18 protein-coding genes and 1 other RNA gene are annotated in these 20,344 nt (G+C 41.7%); 8 read left to right on the top strand and 11 right to left on the bottom strand.

Annotation, left to right across the window (positions count from 1 at the left end; all coding sequences use genetic code 11):
• Positions 1–15 precede the first annotated feature (15 nt).
• On the top strand, positions 16–531 hold the full coding sequence (locus EIH20_RS01505) for a restriction endonuclease subunit S (RefSeq protein ID WP_124057595.1): 516 nt from the start codon (positions 16–18) through the stop codon (positions 529–531).
• Positions 532–564: 33 nt separating this feature from the next.
• Here EIH20_RS01505 and EIH20_RS01500 read toward each other — a convergent pair whose 3' ends face one another.
• From EIH20_RS01500 to EIH20_RS01480, 5 genes are all read right to left on the bottom strand, one after another.
• Positions 565–1,488: a site-specific integrase gene (locus EIH20_RS01500; protein WP_124057594.1), complete on the bottom strand. Its 924-nt coding sequence runs from the start codon at positions 1,486–1,488 to the stop codon at positions 565–567.
• A gap of 315 nt (positions 1,489–1,803) precedes the next feature.
• Positions 1,804–4,344 carry an SF1B family DNA helicase RecD2 gene (gene recD2, locus EIH20_RS01495; protein WP_124057593.1) on the bottom strand — a complete coding sequence of 847 codons (2,541 nt, stop codon included), beginning with the start codon at positions 4,342–4,344 and terminating at the stop codon, positions 1,804–1,806.
• 53 nt (positions 4,345–4,397) lie between these two features.
• Positions 4,398–5,525 (bottom strand): tRNA 2-thiouridine(34) synthase MnmA, encoded by a 1,128-nt coding sequence (gene mnmA, locus EIH20_RS01490; protein ID WP_124057592.1) that lies wholly within the window; start codon positions 5,523–5,525, stop codon positions 4,398–4,400.
• Positions 5,526–5,631: 106 nt separating this feature from the next.
• Positions 5,632–5,985, bottom strand: a complete 354-nt coding sequence (locus EIH20_RS01485; RefSeq protein ID WP_124057591.1) for a cysteine desulfurase — start codon at positions 5,983–5,985, stop codon at positions 5,632–5,634.
• Entirely contained in the window at positions 5,958–7,136 is a 1,179-nt protein-coding gene (locus tag EIH20_RS01480; protein ID WP_124057590.1) for a cysteine desulfurase family protein, read from the bottom strand. Before EIH20_RS01480 ends, EIH20_RS01485 begins: the two co-directional genes overlap by 28 nt.
• Before the next feature lie 234 nt (positions 7,137–7,370).
• Here EIH20_RS01480 and EIH20_RS01475 point away from each other — a divergent pair, with 234 nt between their 5' ends.
• The 4 genes from EIH20_RS01475 to EIH20_RS01460 all read left to right on the top strand — a co-directional run bounded on the left by EIH20_RS01475 (position 7,371) and on the right by EIH20_RS01460 (position 11,085).
• Positions 7,371–8,642, top strand: a complete 1,272-nt coding sequence (locus EIH20_RS01475) for a replication-associated recombination protein A (protein ID WP_124057589.1) — start codon at positions 7,371–7,373, stop codon at positions 8,640–8,642.
• A 114-nt stretch (positions 8,643–8,756) separates the two neighbouring features.
• A non-coding RNA gene (gene ssrS, locus EIH20_RS01470) (6S RNA) lies at positions 8,757–8,946 on the top strand.
• Positions 8,947–9,084: 138 nt separating this feature from the next.
• Positions 9,085–10,449, top strand: a complete 1,365-nt coding sequence (brnQ, locus tag EIH20_RS01465; protein ID WP_478212817.1) for a branched-chain amino acid transport system II carrier protein — start codon at positions 9,085–9,087, stop codon at positions 10,447–10,449.
• Between the two features lie 132 nt (positions 10,450–10,581).
• A complete protein-coding gene (locus tag EIH20_RS01460) occupies positions 10,582–11,085 on the top strand; it encodes a hypothetical protein (RefSeq protein ID WP_124057587.1) in 504 nt (167 codons plus the stop codon).
• 444 nt (positions 11,086–11,529) lie between these two features.
• Here EIH20_RS01460 and EIH20_RS01455 read toward each other — a convergent pair whose 3' ends face one another.
• Genes EIH20_RS01455 through EIH20_RS01445 form a run of 3 tightly spaced genes read right to left on the bottom strand, consistent with a single transcriptional unit; the run spans position 11,530 to position 14,687 of the window.
• Positions 11,530–12,681, bottom strand: coding sequence for an ABC transporter permease (locus EIH20_RS01455; protein ID WP_124057586.1), 1,152 nt, complete (start codon positions 12,679–12,681; stop codon positions 11,530–11,532).
• Complete coding sequence (locus EIH20_RS01450; protein WP_124057585.1) at positions 12,668–13,735, bottom strand: ABC transporter permease; 1,068 nt, start codon at positions 13,733–13,735, stop codon at positions 12,668–12,670. The genes EIH20_RS01455 and EIH20_RS01450 overlap by 14 nt, the downstream gene beginning before the upstream one ends.
• A 1-nt stretch (position 13,736) precedes the next feature.
• The gene (locus EIH20_RS01445; protein WP_124057584.1) at positions 13,737–14,687 is read right to left on the bottom strand and encodes an ABC transporter ATP-binding protein; all 951 of its coding nucleotides are present in this window, start codon (positions 14,685–14,687) and stop codon (positions 13,737–13,739) included.
• A gap of 138 nt (positions 14,688–14,825) precedes the next feature.
• Between EIH20_RS01445 and EIH20_RS01440 the strand changes: the two genes are divergently transcribed.
• The 3 genes from EIH20_RS01440 to EIH20_RS01430 are packed head-to-tail and all read left to right on the top strand — an operon-like array spanning position 14,826 to position 16,823.
• On the top strand, positions 14,826–15,920 hold the full coding sequence (locus tag EIH20_RS01440; RefSeq protein ID WP_124057583.1) for a sensor histidine kinase: 1,095 nt from the start codon (positions 14,826–14,828) through the stop codon (positions 15,918–15,920).
• Entirely contained in the window at positions 15,917–16,555 is a 639-nt protein-coding gene (locus EIH20_RS01435) for a response regulator (RefSeq protein WP_124057582.1), read from the top strand. Before EIH20_RS01440 ends, EIH20_RS01435 begins: the two co-directional genes overlap by 4 nt.
• A 1-nt stretch (position 16,556) precedes the next feature.
• Positions 16,557–16,823, top strand: a complete 267-nt coding sequence (locus EIH20_RS01430) for a hypothetical protein (RefSeq protein WP_124057581.1) — start codon at positions 16,557–16,559, stop codon at positions 16,821–16,823.
• Positions 16,824–16,945: 122 nt separating this feature from the next.
• Here the strand turns inward: EIH20_RS01430 and pyrR are convergent, their stop codons facing one another.
• The 3 genes from pyrR to EIH20_RS01415 all read right to left on the bottom strand — a co-directional run bounded on the left by pyrR (position 16,946) and on the right by EIH20_RS01415 (position 20,233).
• Positions 16,946–17,485 (bottom strand): bifunctional pyr operon transcriptional regulator/uracil phosphoribosyltransferase PyrR, encoded by a 540-nt coding sequence (pyrR, locus tag EIH20_RS01425; protein ID WP_124057580.1) that lies wholly within the window; start codon positions 17,483–17,485, stop codon positions 16,946–16,948.
• 80 nt (positions 17,486–17,565) lie between these two features.
• Positions 17,566–18,753: an acetate/propionate family kinase gene (locus tag EIH20_RS01420; protein WP_124057579.1), complete on the bottom strand. Its 1,188-nt coding sequence runs from the start codon at positions 18,751–18,753 to the stop codon at positions 17,566–17,568.
• A gap of 127 nt (positions 18,754–18,880) precedes the next feature.
• On the bottom strand, positions 18,881–20,233 hold the full coding sequence (locus tag EIH20_RS01415; RefSeq protein WP_164470834.1) for an MATE family efflux transporter: 1,353 nt from the start codon (positions 20,231–20,233) through the stop codon (positions 18,881–18,883).
• Positions 20,234–20,344: the final 111 nt, after the last annotated feature.

Raw genomic sequence — 20,344 nt, 5'->3', positions numbered from 1 at the left:
TCTGAGATTGCAACTATGTATGCAAGAATAGGGTGGCAAAATCTTAGAACATCTGAGTTTTTAGACAATGGTGATTATATGCTTATAACGGGCACGGACTTTGTTGATGGACGAATAAATTTTTCAAAATGTCATTATGTTAAAAAAGAAAGATTTGAACAGGACAAACATATTCAAATCACTGATGGGTGTATCTTGATCACAAAAGACGGTACCCTTGGAAAAGTAGCATATGTCCAAGGATTAAAGAAACCTGCCACACTAAATGCTGGAATTTTTAATATAGAAATTAGAGATGAAAATAAGGTGGATAGAAAATATCTTTTTCAATATTTAAAAGCGCCTTATTTGATGTGTTATGTTAAGCAAAGAGCCACAGGAGGAACCATTAAGCATCTTAATCAAAATATACTTATTGACTTCCCAGTTTCTTTATCAAGTAAAACTGAACAAGAAATAATTGGGAAGTACTTTGATGATATAGATAATTCAATCACTCTTCATCCTCAAATTTTTTCAACAAAATTATAAAAGGCACTTAAAAGTGCCTTTAGTGACTACAATTTAATTCAAACTGGATAGATATCGCATGATTTTATCATTATCTTGATTTTCTAGTTCTTGAATAATATGAAGATATACTTGTTGAGTCGTTGTCATATTCGAGTGTCCTAATCTCCTTGCTACACTAGCAATTGAAACACCGGCGAATAATAATAATGACGCATGGGTATGGCGTAAGCCATGAACTGAAATAACTGGTATCCCAGCTCGACCACAATATATTCTTAAACGATTATTGACCGTTGAATTAAATATACGCTTATTGACAAATATTGGAGTTTCTTCGGCAATACCCGAGACCAATTGCGCAAATTGCATATTAGTCTTCCAATCAATTTGTACTTTACGCTGAGATGATTCATTTTTGGTTTCTTGAAAACTTCCGTTCTTTTCTTTATAATTCCAAGTTTTATTAATGGTAACTAACTGATAGTTAAAATCAAAATCTTTAGGTGTAACCGCCAAGGCTTCTGAGAAACGTAGTCCTGTCTTAGCTATTAACAGAATTAACCAATCAATATTTGGATTAGGACCCAACTTTAATTGTTCAATTAATTTCTGCAATTCAAACTGGCTTAAATATTTGATTTTCTTTTCTGCTGGTGTTTTTCCTTTAATCACAATTTTTCTGGTTGGATCACTTTCAATTAAGCGATCATTTACAGCGTCAGCTATGGCTCCCTTTAATTGGTGATGAAAATCTAAAGTTGTTTGTTTTTCATGTGTTTCAGCAAATTTGTTGAGCAGAAATTGATAATTTCGTCTATCCAATTCACAGACAAGCAAATCAGGAATTAATTTTACTAGGTGTTTATAGGTCAATTTATATTTGTCCAAAGTTACTTTTCTTACCGCTCCAACTTTATACAAATCAACCCATTCTTTATAGTATTCATGAAATCGATATTCTGAATAATTAGGCATTTTATATTCCTCCTATCTAATCTGACATTTCATAACTAACCCTAAAATTAATTAATTCATTTTTACTTTTTCGATCTTTTCATTTCTGCATTTATCATCCTCCTTTTAGTAAAAATAGAACAGCTATGAATAACTCCCACAAGTTCAAAGAAAATCCACGTAGCGTGCAAGGCTTTAACAACTTGTTGTTTAGGCCTTGCCTAGTGGATTTAGTCTGGAAATCCGTCAGGATTGAAAGACGATCTCTTGTGAGAGTTCCATTCATGGGCTGTTCTTTTTTACGTTAAATCCTTAAAACACAAAAGCAGCACCCTCTTAAAAGAGCGTGCTACTTTCATTTTTAGGCATAAAATCATAAGGACTGATGCCATCCATGCCAATCATCGGATCCACCGTCCAAACCAATTCCTCGGTTAGGCGATACTCTGAAATCGGCTCTTGGTCCGCATCAACAGAACTTTTATTATTTTCTTTGTCACTTGTTTCAGCTTGCTTAAGCTGGAATGTCTGCGTGGATTCTTGCACTTGATCCTCTTCTGTATGCTCAGCTTCCACCTGATAAGCCACGGCCGGCGCCTTGTCTTTGAGCTTAACCTGTAGAAGGTCGGCTAAGAAAGTTTGACGTGGCACTTGTACTTTGCTGACAGCTTCTTGGAAAGAAGCGGGATTACCAATCAAGACTAGGGATTGTTGGGCCCTTGTAATGGCCGTATATAAGAGATCCTTACGCAACATCCGGTAATAGGAATCCACCATCGGTAGGAGAACGAGCGGGTACTCCGACCCTTGCGACTTGTGGATGGAACAGCAGTAGGCCAAGGTGAGTTGATCTAGGTCACTGCGTTTATAAGTTAATTCCTTATCATCATCGAAGGAGACCACCACTTCATCGGCATTGGAATCCGTCTCCTTGGCTAAGAAGATGGACTCAATCTTACCGATATCACCGTTATAGACGCCCTCTTCCGCATTATTGACCAACTGCAAGACTTTATCCCCCACGCGGAAGACTTTATCAAAGTAGACTAATTCTCGCTTCTTGGCTTTAGGCGGATTCATCAATTCTTGCAACATGGCATTCAACTGATTGATGCCTGCTGGTCCCTTGTACATAGGAGCCAAAACTTGCAGGGTGGTCGCATCAAAGCCTTTGCGTTGGGCCGAGCTAACAATCTGACTGATTACTTGGGCGACTTGATTAGTATGACAAGGAATAAAGGACCGGTCAGCCTGTTTTTCTAATAAATTGTCCGGTAGATAGGCTTGACGGACCGCATGGGCCAGTTGAACAATGGTAGACCCTTGAGCCTGCCGGTAAATCTTAGTCAAGGAGATAGTTGGAATCTGCTGGGAGGCAATTAAGTCTGCGAAGACCTTACCCGGACCAACTGATGGAAGTTGGTCTTGGTCCCCCACGAAGACCACTTGCATCTCAAAAGGAATGGCTTGCATGAGCCAATTCATCAACCAAGTATCCACCATGGACATCTCATCGACAATCAAAAGCTTGCCTTCCAATTCGTTAGCAGAAAAGTCCTCTACCAAGGATTCTCGGTTAAAGCCAATCAAGCGGTGAATAGTAGCTGCAGGCAGTCCTGTCATTTCCTGCATACGCTTGGCTGCTCGTCCTGTCGGCGCAGCTAGGAGAATCGGCGTAAAATCAGGATCATTAGCCAGTGTGCTTAAGTCATAGTCATGCAGGATGGCATGCATCTGCAACAAGCCCTTGATTAGTGTCGTTTTACCTGTTCCGGGTCCACCCGTGATGATTGACATTGGCGATTTAATCGCTAATTTTAGCGCGGCTTTCTGTTGGTCATCGTAAGGAATTCCCGTCAGCTGAATCGTTTGATCGAAGGCTTGATCTATCTGGTCCGCTTCGAACTGGAGAACTTGTTCATAGCGTAAATATTGATCAATACGGCCCACAATTCCCATCTCAGCATAATAGAGACTAGGTATCATCAAGGCCTGATCAAGCCGCATGATTTTCTCTTCAAGGATGGCTTTATCCAAGGCTAGCATTAATGGATCGTTTTCGATTAAAACTCGGCGGGCTTGCTCTAATATCTGCTGAGCTTGCTTAAGGGCCACCGCTTCAAGAACATAGGTATCGCCATTTTGATAACACAGTTCTTGGACAGCCGTCAGAATCCCAGCCATTAAGCGCTCGATAGCTAGAGCTTCAAAACCCAAGTTTTCCGCTAATTGGTCAGCTTTATTAAACCCAATGCCTTCAATTTCTTCAATTAAGATGTAGGGATTTTCCTTAATCTTATCCACGGCAGCAGATTGAAATGTTTGGTATATCTTCTCGGCTAATTTCGGTCCAAAGCCCCACTCATTCAGTTGCATATAGACCCGCTCAGTCCCTTGGTGAGCAAGAAGGGTTTGCCGCATATCAATCCGCTTTTGCGGAGTCATCCCCTTGACTTGTTTGAGGGCATTGGGGTCTTGAATAATCAAATCAATCGCTTGTAACCCGAGCGTATCGACAATCCGCTGAGCCAGGACTTGCCCTACCCCTTTGAAACGGTCGCTGGATAAGTAGTCGACTAGTCCTTGGGCTGACGTCGGTGTAACTTGTTGATAGCGACTCACTGCAAACTGTTCGCCATACTTAGGATGGAAGGTCCGCTGACCATAAAATTCATAGGTCGCGTCTAGATGAAGATTAGTAAATTGACCCGTACAAATCATTTCATCGACTTGCCAGTCTGCTGAACTCGCCTCATCTAAGGTCACTCGTAAAACCTTGTAGAAGTTAGACGGATTCTCGAAGAAAATCGCATCCACTTGGCCAATCAAGACTTCTTGATCAGCAAGTAATTGCGTTTGCTCAAATTCTGCTTTCACCCAATCTTCCTCCTTCCTAGTATGGCATTTGCTTAAATGGCTTTGTTTATGCTTTAAACATATTGGCGCTTTTGGCCGTCTTTGGTATAAGCCGCATCAATGATACCGCCACCTAAACATTCTTCACCTTGATAGAAGACGACGGCTTGTCCCGGTGTAATGGCCCGGACCGGTTGATCAAAGATGACTTTGGCTGATTGTCGGTCGGGACTTAGTTGAACGGTCACACCAATATCGGCTTGGCGATAACGGAACTTGGCCGTACATTTGAATTCGAGTGGTTTTTCTTCAGGAGTAGTAAATGATATTTGCGATGCTTCTAAATAATCCGCATAGAGATTTGGATGATGGAAGCCTTGTCCCACATACAAGGTCTGAGTGGTCAAGTCCTTACCAATCACGAACCATGGTTCATTGGATTCGCCGCCACCACCGATACCTAAACCTTGCCGTTGCCCAATAGTATAGTACATCAGACCCATATGGTCTCCCTTAACTTGTCCATCTAAGGTGACCATCTTACCCGGCTTGTTAGGCAAATAATTAGCCAGAAATTCGTTGAAGTTGCGCTCCCCAATAAAGCAAACGCCTGTCGAATCTTTCTTCTTAGCAGTTGCTAAATCTAATTTTTCCGCGATTTCGCGTACTTGCGGTTTAGTGATATCTCCGACCGGGAAGAGAGCTTTTTGTAGTTGAGCTTGAGACAATTGACTGAGGAAGTAGGTTTGATCCTTGTTATTGTCCACGCCTCTTAGCAAGTGAACGATGCCATTTTCATCGCGTCGCGTGCGGGCATAGTGTCCCATAGCAATATAATCCGCGCCCAAGTCCATGGCGTAATCAAGAAAGGCCTTAAATTTCACTTCTTTATTACACATTACATCTGGGTTCGGCGTTCGCCCTGCCTTATATTCAGCTAAGAAATATTCGAAAACCCGTTCCCAATATTCTTTCTCAAAGTTAACGGAATAATAAGGAATACCCAAAGCTTCCGCCACTAAGGTCACATCTTCATAATCTTGAGTAGCTGTACAGACCCCATTCTCATCGGTATCGTCCCAGTTCTTCATGAAGAGACCGACCACATCGTACCCCTCTTCTTTCAATAAGTGAGCGGCTACCGATGAATCGACCCCTCCACTCATGCCCACAACTACGCGGGTATTCGCTTTATCTGTCATGTTGACTCCTTTCTGTGTCATCCTTCCTTCTAGGTTGGATAAGTGGAAAGAGAACGAGGCTTAGGAGCCTTGAAGGCTGGCCCAAGTTCGTTCTCCTCAAAAAATGTTATTCTGCTTGTTCCTTGTTTAATTCGACGAAAACGTGGCGGTCAACAAAACCGTCAAAGATATAGTTAATCTTCTCAACGACCATCTCGTTATTTTGTAAATCCATCACGTTAACAGTTGATAAGCCTTGGTTGTTCACGGTTGAAATCTTTAAGCTTTGTAAGTCGGATTTAACCGTCACTTTGAGAACCAAACCGTGACGATTGTTAACATCAAGTGGGCGTTTGTATTGATAATTGCCCCCTTTAGTATCTTGGAAGCCATTGTCACGAAGGGTATAAGGTTTACATTCAGGGCTAACGGCGAAAGTGCGGTTGAAACCCATTAAGCTTGCTTGTTTTGCAAATGCCATGTTGTCATTTTCCTCTCTGATAATTTCTTTAATTGGTCGATAAAGGCGTCGATGTCCGCTGTTTGACTATCGCGACCGAAAGACAAGCGAATCGACTGATGCCACCGGTCTGCTTGATCAGGATAGTAAGCTTGAAGTATGCGGGAATTGACGACTGACCCGGCCGAGCAAGCGGAGCCCGCCGATAAACAGATACCTGCTAAATCCATCTGAATTAAGATTTGACTGGCTTCAATCCCTTCAAACCATAAGGAATGAATGTAGGGAGCTTGATTTTGCGAATCGCCATTGCGTTGGTATGCAATCTGACTCTCATCTAAGCGTTGGAAAAGATAGCGGGTCAATTGGTCGAAGTGTTGGGTTTTGTCTCCCGCTTCTGCTACCGCTAGTTCCATAGCGAGTGCCAAGCCCTCAATATAGGCTAAATTCTCGGTACCCGAACGCAGAGCCATTTCTTGACCGCCACCACGAATCAAAGCAGTCAGCGTCATCTCAGGATTCCAAGGTTGATAAACTAGAAAGCCAATGCCTTTAGGAGCATAAAATTTATGACCTGTCCCTACAAAAGAAGTACACTGGAAGCCTTCTTGAACCCAAGGTTCCTGCCCCAGAGCTTGGACCGTATCAACATGTAACCAATAACCAGCTGCTTGAGCTGCTTGGCCTAGGGCATGGATGGGCAATTGGGCGCCTACTTCATTGTTGACTGCCATACAGATCCACCCCGTTGTCCGGTCCGTCGATGCCGCTTGAAAAGCGTCGACCTTTATTTCTCCATTAGCATCAGGCTTAATATAAGTCACTTGGAAGCCTTCTTGTTCCAACTGTTGACATACCTCCATGACAGATGGATGCTCAATCGCGGAACAAACCAGATGATCACCCAAGCCTAGGTGTCGCGCTTGGTAAGCTTGGGACCGAATAGCCCAGTTATTCGCTTCTGTTGCTCCCGAGGTGAAATAAATGTCTTTTGCAGATACGCCTAGGGCACGAGCTAATTGATTGCGAGCTTGTCTCAGTGCTTGCTTAGCTTGCTTTCCAATACTATAGACAGCTGAAGGATTGCCAAATTGATGAGCAAGGCTCTCTTGAATACGAGCCAGCACTTCTGGTCGTACCGGTGATGTCGCCGCATAATCAAGATATATCATTCGCATCCCTCCTGTCATTTTCCTTATCATTATACCTTACTTAAGCTGATTTGTAGACCATCTTAGCAAAAAATTTGCTAAAACTAACGCTGACTATTTTAACAGAAATAGGTTGGAAAAACCAGAAAAATATTCTATCTACCATTTGAATGTTGGTTTGGATTAGCAAAAATTGTTTTAAGAGCTTGACTCTAGTAAACTATTAGTGAATGAAATTAGATTGGAGGCCGTCTTATGCCACAGCCCCTTGCATATCGCATGCGCCCTAAACGAATTGAAGACGTCTTGGGTCAAAGCCACTTAGTTGGCCCAGGAAAAATAATCCAACGCATGGTAGCAGCTAAACGCTTGTCTTCCATGATTCTCTATGGGCCGCCCGGAACTGGTAAAACCTCGATTGCTTCAGCTATCGCTGGTTCAACCCAGTATGCCTTTCGGGCCTTAAACGCGGCGACCGATGCCAAGAAGGATCTTGAAGTCGTGGTGGAAGAAGCCCGCATGTCCGGTACTGTCATCTTACTCTTGGATGAAATCCACCGCTTAAATAAAGTCAAGCAGGACTATCTCCTACCCCATCTAGAAAATGGACGGATTATTCTGATTGGCGCAACCACCGAGAATCCCTATATTGCCATCAATCCCGCTATCCGTAGCCGGGTTCAAATCTTCGAAGTCTATCCGCTCACGCCTGACCAAATTGTTCAAGGACTTGAACGAGCCCTAGCTGATAAGGAACAAGGATTGGGTAACTACCCGGTCACCATTGATTCTACCAGTCTACAACACTTTGCTAATGTCACCAACGGCGACATCCGCTCGGCTTTAAACGCTTTGGAATTAGCGGTCTTATCCACACCGGCCAATGAAGACGGTCAAATTGTACTGACGGCTGAAATCGCTGAAGAATGTTTACAGCGCAAACGCCTCACCCACGATAAAGATGGCGATGCTCATTATGATGTTATCTCCGCGCTACAGAAATCGATTCGCGGATCCGACGTCGATGCTGCTCTCCATTATTTAGCACGCCTACTTGAAGCGGGTGAACTCTTAATTGCCTGTCGGCGTCTGCTCGTCATTGCTTACGAGGATATTGGCTTAGGCAATCCAGGAGCTACCGAGCGCACCGTTGCGGCTGTTGAAGCAGCGGAAAAGTTAGGTCTGCCAGAAGCCCGAATTCCCCTAGCCTATGCGGTCGTTGAATTAGCTTTGAGCCCTAAGTCTAACACTAGCTATCGTGCCATCAATGCAGCCATAGCCGATATTCAAGCGGGTGCCGTCGGTCAAGTTCCTGATCACTTGCGGGATGCTCACTATCAGGGCGCGAAGAAATTAAAACGCGGCTTGGGTTATCAGTATCCTCATGACTTCCCCGGCCACTGGGTTAAGCAAGACTACCTTCCCGAAATCCTTCGCGATCGCCACTATTTCCAAGCCGATCCAACCGGTAAATATGAAGAAGCTCTGGCTCAATACTATAATAAAATTAAGTCAGGAAAAGGATAGTTTCACAAACCAAGAAAACCCTACCATTTGTTTAACTATCCACTTTCTTATCAATTACTCGTGCATAGATATTGCAAATAATAAAATCTATGCTATAATTTAATCATAGTTAAGTAATATCTGAGGTGTACGAGATATATACACTGTGTTGACCGAACATTTTATTGATACATTGGGATCGAGTGACCAATAGCTATGACAGGCCTTTTCACTTGGAAGTCAGACCCTATTGTTCCAGAGCCCACCTGCGTAAATATGCGGGTTCAAAACATCTATATTTACAAACGGCACCACCGGATTTACTTAAGGGCTAGCCTTTATGGCTAGCTTTTTTTTATTTGTCATCATTTGTAAAAATTATGAGAAAATCATGAGTTTACACATTGTATTATCATATTCCCTGTGCTATAGTTAGTGCCATTAAATACTTTTTGTAAGGGATGTGAATGAATTGGAAAAAAATCGATCATTGAGGCATTATTTCTTTATTGGTTCATTAGTTTTTGGCTTGTTCTTTGGGGCTGGCAACCTGATTTTTCCCGTTCATTTAGGCCAAGTAGCCGGACACAATCTTTGGCAAGCTAATTTAGGCTTTATTCTAACCGGCGTGGGCCTTCCCTTCCTAGGGTTACTCGCCATCGCCCTATCTCAAGTTCAAGGTGTCTTCGACTTAGCTCAACGAGTTAGTCGTCCTTTTGCTTATTTCTTTACCGTTGTACTCTATCTAGTCATCGGCCCTTTCTTCGCGATGCCGCGGTTAGCCACCACTTCCTTCCAGATTGGTCTAGCTCCTTTCCTAGCTCCCCAGCATCAGACCTTGGCACTGATGATCTTTTCTCTGCTTTTCTTTAGTCTCAGCTTCTTGTTAGCTCTTAGGCCAGCTAAGTTATTGGATTACATTGGTAAATATTTAAATCCAACCTTTTTAATCCTATTGACCGTCCTTTTAGTAGCTACCTTCGTTCATCCACTCGGATCCGTTAGCGGTGCTGCGGTGCAAGTGGCCTATCAGCAACAAGCCTTCCTACAAGGCTTCCGCGATGGTTACAGTACTTTGGACGCTTTAGCAGCCATTGCTTTTGGAGCAATCATTATTGAAAATCTACGCAGTCTCGGCTTTCAAAAAGCTCAAGATGTAACCAAAGCCATGATTAAAGGTGGCTCAATTGCTGTCGTTGCTATGATTGTGATTTACTCTTGCTTAGCTCTAGCCGGCACCTTATCTTTAGGTCAATTCCCCTTGTCAGAGAATGGCGGGATTGCCTTGGCTCAGATAGCTCAAGAACATTTGGGACTCTTCGGTTCAGTCCTCTTAGCCCTTATCGTCATTGTTGCTTGCTTTAAAACATCAATTGGTTTAGCAACAGCCGTCGCCGAAGCCTTTCATGAGATGTTTCCCCAATTGCCTTATCGCTTCTATCTGACGACAGCCTGTGTTTTACCAGCAATTTTCGCTAACGTCGGTTTAACCAAATTAATTGAATTGTCCATTCCGGTGCTCATGTTTATTTATCCGCTCGCGATGGTTTTAATTCTCTTGACCCTTATAGATCCTGGTCACCGCCTTACTCCTCGTGTGTATCAGATAACCCTGGTCTTCACCCTAGTAGCAGCTTGCATGGATGCTATCAATGCTTTTCCAAGCAGTTGGAGCTTGCGAGCTCAATTGGCAGGACTCTTAGCTTCCGCTAACCATTGGCTTCCATTCTTCAACCACGGTTTTGGCTGGCTAATCCCTGCTTTAGTCGGCTTCGCCTTCGCTCTCTTGCTCGGTCGATTAACCCAATCAAGACGAATCCAAAACTAATACAAGCTTGTAAAACGTAAACCATCCGCCTTTATGGCGGATGGTTTTTTGTGCTAAAGCCTATGAATCATATTTTCGCTAATTGAAATTCATTTTTGGGTTTGCAAAAGTATATAGAAAAGGAGTGGTCTTATGAAAAAGTTTACTTATATTTTCCTTTTCCTTATTTTTTGGCTTTTTCAAAATATGACTGTATACGCCAACTCATTGTCACCAACTGACTTTTATGGTCTTTACTCGCTCCAGAGCAGTCAGATTCAATATATTGAAATGACTGAAAAAGAACTCCTAATATATGGCGATCAATTTATCACAGAAAAAAATCCGACTAAAGATCCATACTCTCATTTGGTAAATTTTATTTCTGATAACATCAATAATGAACATCAAGTCGGTATGGTAGATCCAACCGAAATTGATCCGGATAATAAGATCCAATATGAATTTCTCGATAATACCAATCAACAAATCCCCTCTAAAAAAGTCTTCATTATTAAAAACTATCAACGAGAGTGGAAAGAAAATCGTTATTTTGAAATAATCATCAACCATGAAACCGCCTTTAAATTGGAACAAACCGGTAAAGGAAAATTAAAAGACCAACGCAATCAAACAACCCTTACAGAATATAAATGAATCATTCTGTCATAGAAAATGGCACATAATTAGTATATTATGAAGGAACATTTTCCACATAAACAATATCTAAGAATAAAAAATCGCTTCATGACACAAGCAAGAAACACGAAGATTCGCGCAGATTAGCAGCCCTTGCCGACTTGTCGGTTAGGGCTGATCTAGCGAAGCTAGTCAGGAAAACCACAGGTTTGGATGACGCTCGCTTGCCTGTGACATGAAGCGTTATTTCTTTTTAATTTTATTATTTTTCTTGATTTAAAACAAAATGAAAGTCGCTTCATGACACAAGCAAGAAACACGAAGATTCGCACAGCTTAGCAGCCCTTGTCGACTTGTCGGTTAGGGAAGCTCTAGCGAAGCTAGTCAGGAAAACCGCAGGTTTGGATGACGCTCGCTTGCCTGTGATATGAAGCAGACTTTCATTTAATTATTAACACTATATTAAGCCAAACTAGCTACTTTCTTTTGCTTTTGATTGGTAATCAAATAGCCTAAGATCGTACAGCCAACCGCAAAGGCCGCCATAGCCAACCAATAAGGAGCTAATTGACTGAGATGCGACGCTTCCATACTCACAGCCCGATTATAATAATAGATAGGCGATATTTGAGCTAATTGCTTCATCGTTGGACTAAATAATTCATAAGGCATGAATATACCTGAAAGAAAACTCAAGGCCAAACTTGATACAGTCGTCATCGAATTGAAGACGTATAATTTTTGCGAAAGCGAGGTTAATAAGTAGGTAAAAGCCAGACAAAATACCAGATAGATGGCAATCGCTATCCCATAACGCATCAAATCAAATTGACTAATAGCTCCGCCTAACCCTAGACAAATCAACATCATGATCAACCAAAGGAAGATTCCTAGGACTAATTCACCAAGTAAAATCTGCCAGGTATAGTGTTTCAAATCCATCGCTCCCAAGCGAACGCGCTGACTGATGGTCGGTCTGTTCATAGTAATTAGAATCCGCCCCACCGCCGAGGCAACAATCGATAGAAGAATAAAGCCCATAAAGGGAACGACTACCCCTAATTTACCTGATGATTTTTTAACTTTTTTGTCATTTCGGATCATGACCTGTGCTTGGTGTCGGAATACTTGTTTTAATTCTTGTAATTGAGCCGAACTTGGCACCTGATTACCCGCTATCGACTTGGTAAAGCGGAAATATTTATTTAATTGTTGTCCAATCTGCATCGAAGGTGTATCCCGTTGGTCAGTAAGGACTTCAATAATAGCCGAATCTCCTTTTTGTAGTCGTTGGTCAACATCGTTAGGAATAATCACCAAGCCACTATAGAAATTAGAAAAGACCTTCTTGCGCGCATCCTTTTCTTGATTAGGCTCGATGGCAATTAAATGATGACCTTCTTGTTCAAGATAAGAGACAATACTCTTGGCAAAAGGGGTTTTGGCTTGATCCAAGTAGGCAATATCCAGGCTTTCAGCTTTAAACTGAGTGTTAGATTGATTCAGGTTTACAGCAAAGAGAATCCCTAACATAGCTGCCATCACTAAGAGATATAAGATAATGACATTTTTCTGTTGATAGACATGTTTTAAAAAGGCTTTAAAGACTGTCATACTGTTGCCCCCTTAACATATAGCCTGCGATGACTAATAAAACTAAGGTTAACCCACTGATATAGCCAATTCCCCAGTTCAACCAAGTTGTATCCGCCATCAAATTAATGCGATAGAAGTTCTCTGATATCACATTGATAGGATTTAGGCGGGAAATCCACGGCGAAATTTCATCCATGAGTTCTCGAATTCTAGGGGTCATGCCACTAGCCAAGAAAGTCCCGAATAAGGAAGAAATAATCAAAATTTGTTGGCGCGCTTCATAAGTTTTAAGCGGCAGTAAGGCAATCACAATACCATATGCCGTCCCAAAAATATTGGCTAAAACCAAGATGAGTAGTGAAAGTTTTAGATCTTGAATAATCGTAATTTTAAGGCCTAATTGAATGTAGCTAATTAAGATTAAATTGGCGACCAAATTAATGAGCGTTCCCATAACAAAATTAAGCAAAATAAATTGATTGCGATTCATCGAGGTAGTCTGTAATCTGGCTCCCAAACTGGTAAAATTCGGCTGAATAACCGTCGTTAACTCCAAACCATTGAACATGCTGTATAGAGAGGTCATGGCCACTAAACCAAAGAACATCAAGACTACACCATTAGCTGGCGTATTCGATGTTTTGACATAGTTGCGACCATAAGCTTGTTGATCCATGGGTTTACCTAGTGCAACTGTCTGATGGATTTCATCCATAATTGATTTAACGATGCTAGCTCCCATCCCATTTTCTTTAATCTCAACTTGCCCTTGTGGATCGACAATTGCCACAACTTGTTTGGCTTTAAGGGCTTTTTGAGCTTGAGAATGGTCTAGCTCTTGGACTTTAATAATATCTATTTTTTTTAGGATGTCGTCATATGGAATTGGACCTTGACTGGTTTCCACAGCCACATCGATTGGCTCGATTTCACCTTTGATTAAATTAGTCGAGACGGAATAATAGATGGTCGCTAAAATCAAGGGTAAGATAAAGAGACTAAACATAAAATCTTTTGAACGAAAGATTCGTAATAGAAAGTATTTACTTTGTTGAATAATATCGGTCGCCATCTTAATCCCGCAACTCCTTTCCTGTTAATTCAAGGAAGATATCATTCAGACTAATCGGCTGACTAAATAGTTGGACGTAGGCCAATTGGTGCTGATCTAAGAAGTGCACTACTTGAGTTAAGTTATTATGTCCTTGACCAAAGTGTAAATTAAAGTGATTATCGCTTAATTCTTCTAAACGATTAAGGAAAGGAAGATTCATCAAGGCCTGCTTGGCTTCGTCACTAATGGTCACAAGTTCTAAATTAATAACCTCTCCTTTAGAAACTTGTTTTTGCAATTGTTCTAAAGAACCTGCGGCTACATTTTGCCCTGAATCCATAATCACAATCCGGTCACATAATTCTTCCACTTCATCCAAATAGTGAGTTGTATACACGATGGTAATCCCTTTAGCTTTCAAACGTTTGATTCCTTCGAGGATAAAGTTACGGCTTTGAGCATCGACTGCTACTGTTGGCTCATCCATGAAAAGCAATTCTGGTTGATGGGCAATCCCACAAGCAATATTCAGACGACGCTTTAAGCCCCCACTTAATTTCTTAGGTAGGTACTTCTGATACTTATCGATTTCAACAAAATCCATCGCTTCTTGGACTAATTGGCGGCGTTTGTTAGCATCGGATTCATATAAACCACAGAAGAAATCAATATTCTCATAAACCGTCAATTCTTCAAAATCAGCAATCTCTTGGGGGACAATTCCAATCCGCCGTTTCAGTTGGTGGTCATTGGGATGGAGGGTTTGACCGTAGACGGTGATGGAGCCAGAATCATATTTTAATAATGATAGGATGCAGTTAATTAGGGTCGTCTTACCACAGCCATTAGGACCCAAGAGCCCCAAAATTTCGCCCTCTTTGACTTCCAAATTAAAATGATTGAGAGACAAGACCTTATCATAGCGTTTGACTAAGTTATCGACTTGGATAATCGGTTGTTGTAGGCTCATATGAATTCCTCACTTTTCATAATTGTTTCTTTAGCTTGATTAAACTATACTAAATATAAATCAGGTCGGTTAGTGTCGTTTGCCACTAGGATACCTGACATTTGTCATATAATTTATTTAACCGAAAGGAGCCAGTTCATGTTAACCCGTTATTTTAAAGAATGGCTCTTATTAGTTTTCTTGTTAGATCTATGGTTATTTTTCTATCAACCACAAGCCATGTCCCATCTGTTATGGTTAAATTTTGCCTGGTTAATCTTTATGGCCGTATGGGAATTATTAGGTAATGCTCGGCTTAAATTAGGCTTGAGCTTGGTGATGGCAGTCGGCATTTATCTAGCTAAATGGCCTCTTTTCTGTCTGATTCCCTTACTCTATATGACCAGTCGCTCACTGGGAAACTTAAGCTATGGACTGGCCCTCTTTACCTTGGTAACGTCTCTTAGCCAACCTTGGCATGCTTTAGCTTGGCTAGCTACGTCATATCTGAGTTTGACGACGGTGAAACTTGAACAATTAAAGAAAGATCAACTTCAAACTGACGACCAACTAGCCCAATTAAAGCTACAAACCCGTCAACAAAAAGAAAGTCTCTTAATGGCTCAGCAACAAGATATCGATATCGCTATCTTAAGTGAACGGAATCGAATCGCTGGCCAATTACATGACGCAGTAGGCCATTCCCTCTCTCGATCTATTCTTCAGCTTGAATCGATGAAATTATTACCCCAAGCCCAAGAGATGATTCCATTCTTAGATCAACTCCAAATCAATCTACGCCAAGGGATGGATCAGATTCGGCAGACAATCCACCAGATGCATCATGAATCACTGGATCTAGCCACACAGATTAAAGAAATTGAAGCTAGCTACCCTAACTTCACCATTCATTTTGACCAACATATCCAAAGTACTTTGACTTACTCCTTCAAAAAAGATCTCTTAATGATTATGAAGGAAGCCATTATCAATTCCATCAAACATTCTGATGCAAACCGAATTGTCATTGTCCTTAGCGAATACCCACAACACATTAAGCTCTTAATCCGCGATAATAGTCATCCACATACAGACCCTAAGCCAACCAGTTCAAGTGGCCTGGGTCACGAAATGATGCAAGAAATTGCCAAAAAGTACCATGGTGTCTTCTTAAATGGTTATCAAGATGGCTACTATCTGCAATTTAACCTATACCCACCCTTTCTCAACCAAACGAAGGAGGAAGCTAGATGACATCCACCCACAATCTAATCATTATTGATGACGACCCTTTGGTAGTTCAATCTTTAGTCATGATTACCCAAGCGGCTGGCTACCATGTGATTGCGACCGGTCAATCCGCTAGCCAAGCCATTGAATTAGCCCATCTTCACCAACCAGATTTAATTTTAATGGATATTCGGATGCAAGACCAAACGGGGATTGAAGCGGCTCAAACCATCTTAACTGCACATCCGCAAATTCGCATCCTCCTGGTGACTACTTTTGAAGATGAAAGTTTCTTAAATGATGCCATTCAATTTGGCTGTCGCGGCTATATTTTAAAGCAAAATATTCATACCCTTTTACCAGCCATGGAAGCTGTTCTCGCTGGCAATATTGTGCTCGATCAAAAGATAACCCAATCCATGACCAAAGCCCATCGAACGGCCTCTCCTAATTTCGACCACCTACACCTAACCCAACGTGAGTTAGATATCTATCATTGCGTCGCTCAAGGTCTCAACAATAAAGAAATTGCCGACCGCCTCTTTCTCAGTGAAGGCACTGTCCGCAATTATATCTCGCAATTATTAGAAAAAGTGGGAGTTCGTGACCGGACCCAACTAGCTATCTCCTATTATCATTCTCAAAACAAGGAGGCTTAATGTGTTAACTATTTTAATGTATGCTTTTCCAGCCATGTTGTTTATTGTCGCTTTGTATCTTTTATTCTTTCGTTCTAGCTTAGAAACTCTACTCAAACTAGATAACCACCGACTCCTAAACGGTCTTATTATGGCTTTTGCTTCTATGGGGCTAGTGGGCTTTCTACTCAATCTAGCCAAATTAACGGTTTTGATTTACATTTGGATGGTCTTGGCTTTACTTCTAGTGGCTTGTTTAAGTTATATCTTGTACCAAGCCGTTAAATAAATAATAACAAAAACGTTCCCTTTTATGATAAGTTGCCCCTTGCTTGGGGACATGCTTAATCGTAAAAAGGAACGTTATTTATTTTATCCAGATAATCCTAAGCTAGACTAGAAAAGGATGCCTTATTCTGCCACAAGAAGAACTTGATTTGTTCCATCGACTTCAGCTACTTGAACCATCACCCGCTCCGTTTGTGAGGTTGGTATATTCTTACCAACAAAGTCAGCGCGGATAGGCAATTCCCGATGGCCTCGGTCAATGAGTTCAGCCAATTGAATATGCGAAGGCCGAAATTCATCCAGAATCGCGTCCATAGCGGCCCGAACAGTCCGGCCTGTATAAAGAACATCGTCGACAATAACGACTACTTTATTTGACAAATCAGTGGTAAAACGAACTTCGCCAACTTTGGGGTCAACCAAGTCGTCTTTGTGGGTCAAATCATCCCGATAGAAAGAAATATCTAATTCTTGAACAGGAATTTGAACCCCTTCAATTTCTTCAATTTTACCAGCCAAAGCGCGAGCTAAATAGACACCCCGCGTCTTAATCCCAACAAGGACAAGATTATCAGTCGTGCGATTGCGTTCTAAAATTTCATGGGCGATCCGCTTCAAAGTGCGTGATAGCGCAGCTTGATCCATTAAAATACGTTGATTCATCTCTATCACCTCTAGGTCAAATTAAAAATCGCAATCTAACAGCTTCGTTAGATTGCGAACTGCAATATGATTATATCACACTATTTTAAACGTTCAACTTCGCGGGCAATTTCCACTTCTTCATTGGTCGGAATATTGAGCACTACAACCTTAGAGTCATCCGTTGAGACAATGGCTTCTTTACGAGTATCATTCTTAACTGGATCAATGTGACAGCCAAAGAAACTAATTCCTTCGATAACAGCTTCGCGCGTTTCTTTCGAGTTCTCACCAATACCCGCCGTAAAGACAATAGCATCAACCCCGTTCATGATGGCAACGTATTGACCGATGTATTTTTGCACACGGTTGACAAAGATATCTAAAGCCAATTGAGCCCGATGATGGCCTTCAGCAGCTGCTTGTTCCACATCACGCATATCGGATGAAACACCTGAAATACCTAAGATACCCGATTGCTTGTTAAAAATATTGACCATTGCATCAATATCCTGGATGCCTTCCTTCTTCATAATGAAAGGAATAATCGAAGCATCAATGTCACCGGTACGGGTACCCATGGTTAAACCAGCCAATGGGGTGAAGCCCATTGAGGTATCTAAACATTTACCATCTTTGATCGCTGAGATCGACGCTCCATTGCCTAAATGGCAAGTGATAATCTTCAATGATTCGAAAGGTTTGCCCAAAAGTTCTGCCGCCCGACGACCGACATAGCGATGACTCGTTCCGTGAGCGCCATATTTACGGGCTTTATGTTTCTCATAATATTCGTATGGCAAACTGTACAAATAGTTCACTTCTGGCATGGAGGTATGGAAGGAGGTATCAAAAACAGCTGCCATGGTAATATCAGGCAATACCCGTTTAAATGCTCGCATGACATCCGCTTCAGCCGCATTATGTAACGGTGCAAACTCAGCTAAGGAAGCCACTTGTTCAATGACTTGCTCATCGATTAAGGCTGATTCTTTAAATAATTCGCCCCCAGCCACAACTCGGTGGCCAGCTCCGGTAATTTCTTTAATATCGCTTAAGATTTCTTGCTCAATTAAATGCTGAAGCACTAATTCTACTGCCGCTTGGTGAGTTAAGATGGGCTGGATTAATTTAAAGACACTATCTGTTCCCCATTCTAATTTAAAGATAGAATCTTCCATGCCAATGCGTTCTACTAAACCTTTAGCTATCACGGTTTCAGCAGGCATATCTATTAATTGAAATTTTAAACTTGAAGATCCGGCATTAATGGCCATTGTTTTTCCCATATGTTCGTCGCTCCATTCTGATTTTTATACTGTTAACAGTATAACATGAAGATACCGTTCTGACATAATTTTTTATTAATAATGCAACAGATTGTACCAACTCATCTGATCTGTATTAGTACATTGATTAAACCATTTTAGGATAAACCATACGTCGGTTATAGACGAGCAGACCTGAAAAAGCCAAGATCCCTTTCATAATACTTGATAGGGTTAGGGCCCACCATACGCCATTTAGACCTAAGACAGGTGTTAAGACGATGGCTAAGGGAATTCGCAACAAATTAAAGAGAATCCCGATACTTGAAGGAATGGCTGTTTGACCTAATCCTTGGAAGATTCCAGTCGAGCCGATTTCAATACACATAAAGAATTGACTGAAACCTAAGATCAATAGATAATTAGCGCCAAGCAACATAGCTTGCTGATCGTTAGGAATGAAGATAGGAAAGAGTTGATAACGAAAGCCAATTAAGAGGCTAGTGGCTACTAAGCCCAAGATAGCTAAAACTAGGAGGCCCTTTCGTGTTCCTTCTTGAATACGGTTCTTCAACCGGGCCCCGTAATTTTGACCAATAAAGGCGGTTAACCCGTAAGCAAATCCTTCGGAGGTCAACCATGAGATAGACTCAAATTGGGAACCCGTCGAAAAGACCGCCACTGCAACCGACCCATAGGAAGCAACTAAACGATTGAGGAACATGGACACAAAGACGTGTACTAGACTTTGCGCTGCACTAGGCAAACCGATTTTGATGACCTCTAAAGCATCCTTGAGACTAGCTCGTTTAAACCACGGAATATAAGCCAATAAAGTCTCATGTTGGCGACAAGCCCGCCAAAGAAGGAAAAAGACCAAAGCTTTAGCTAAGACTGTCCCTAAAGCTGCCCCTGCTACACCCATCGGCACAAAAGGTCCCAAACCAAAGATAAAAATAGGATTCAAAATAACATTGGCTAATAAACCCAACATATTAATCCGGAATGGAGTTTGGCTATTACCAATGGAGTTAAAGGCCGCCGATAAAATCGGCGCCAAGAAAGAAAACGGCATCCCCCAAGCCATGACGCGAGAATATTGACCAGCTAATTGAGCCACTTGCGGTTCTAAATGGAAAAAGGCAATCAGAGGTTGGTTAGCAAAAAATAATAGACCTGCAAAGACTAAACTTAATGCGAAGGCAATTTGCCCGCCGCAAGCAATACTTTTCACCACACGGTCAGTTTGGCCAGCTCCATAACGTTGCGCCCCTAATACACGGACGCCAAGTTGAGGCATATGCATCAAACTTTCGCCAACCCAAAGGAAATAGCCCATCGTCCCTGTCGCAGCTACAGCTTGGACCCCCAATTGGCCGACAAAGAAAATATCAGTCAAATTATAGGCCATCTGCATAAAAGATACAGTCATAATGGGAATCGAAAAAGTCACCAAAGTCGAAATAATGGGTCCTTTTAATAAGTCTACTTCTTTATTCATCGTCTCAACCCCTTCCACAACATACATCTATCATACTATATCCGACCTCAATGCCAAAGACTAATTTAATCGATTCCTTTCATTTACTTGCAACACAATAGGAAGTCCGAT

Origin of the sequence: Vaginisenegalia massiliensis (assembly GCF_900604935.1) — a bacterium.
GTDB lineage: Bacteria > Bacillota > Bacilli > Lactobacillales > Aerococcaceae > Vaginisenegalia > Vaginisenegalia massiliensis.
The sequence above is the reverse complement of the archived record's forward strand: the minus strand, read 5'-3'. Positions and strand labels throughout refer to the sequence as shown.

Coding starts and splice junctions, on each gene's coding strand:
- EIH20_RS01505 (WP_124057595.1), top strand. CDS start 16: ATGTATGCAAGAATAGGGTGGCAAAATCTTAGAACATCTGAGTTTTTA.
- mnmA (WP_124057592.1), bottom strand. CDS start 5,525: ATGACAGATAAAGCGAATACCCGCGTAGTTGTGGGCATGAGTGGAGGG.
- EIH20_RS01440 (WP_124057583.1), top strand. CDS start 14,826: ATGTTAACCCGTTATTTTAAAGAATGGCTCTTATTAGTTTTCTTGTTA.
- EIH20_RS01445 (WP_124057584.1), bottom strand. CDS start 14,687: ATGAGCCTACAACAACCGATTATCCAAGTCGATAACTTAGTCAAACGC.
- pyrR (WP_124057580.1), bottom strand. CDS start 17,485: ATGAATCAACGTATTTTAATGGATCAAGCTGCGCTATCACGCACTTTG.
- EIH20_RS01435 (WP_124057582.1), top strand. CDS start 15,917: ATGACATCCACCCACAATCTAATCATTATTGATGACGACCCTTTGGTA.
- EIH20_RS01420 (WP_124057579.1), bottom strand. CDS start 18,753: ATGGGAAAAACAATGGCCATTAATGCCGGATCTTCAAGTTTAAAATTT.
- EIH20_RS01475 (WP_124057589.1), top strand. CDS start 7,371: ATGCCACAGCCCCTTGCATATCGCATGCGCCCTAAACGAATTGAAGAC.
- EIH20_RS01450 (WP_124057585.1), bottom strand. CDS start 13,735: ATGGCGACCGATATTATTCAACAAAGTAAATACTTTCTATTACGAATC.
- EIH20_RS01500 (WP_124057594.1), bottom strand. CDS start 1,488: ATGCCTAATTATTCAGAATATCGATTTCATGAATACTATAAAGAATGG.
- EIH20_RS01480 (WP_124057590.1), bottom strand. CDS start 7,136: ATGATATATCTTGATTATGCGGCGACATCACCGGTACGACCAGAAGTG.
- EIH20_RS01460 (WP_124057587.1), top strand. CDS start 10,582: ATGAAAAAGTTTACTTATATTTTCCTTTTCCTTATTTTTTGGCTTTTT.
- EIH20_RS01455 (WP_124057586.1), bottom strand. CDS start 12,681: ATGACAGTCTTTAAAGCCTTTTTAAAACATGTCTATCAACAGAAAAAT.
- EIH20_RS01415 (WP_164470834.1), bottom strand. CDS start 20,233: ATGAATAAAGAAGTAGACTTATTAAAAGGACCCATTATTTCGACTTTG.
- EIH20_RS01485 (WP_124057591.1), bottom strand. CDS start 5,985: ATGGCATTTGCAAAACAAGCAAGCTTAATGGGTTTCAACCGCACTTTC.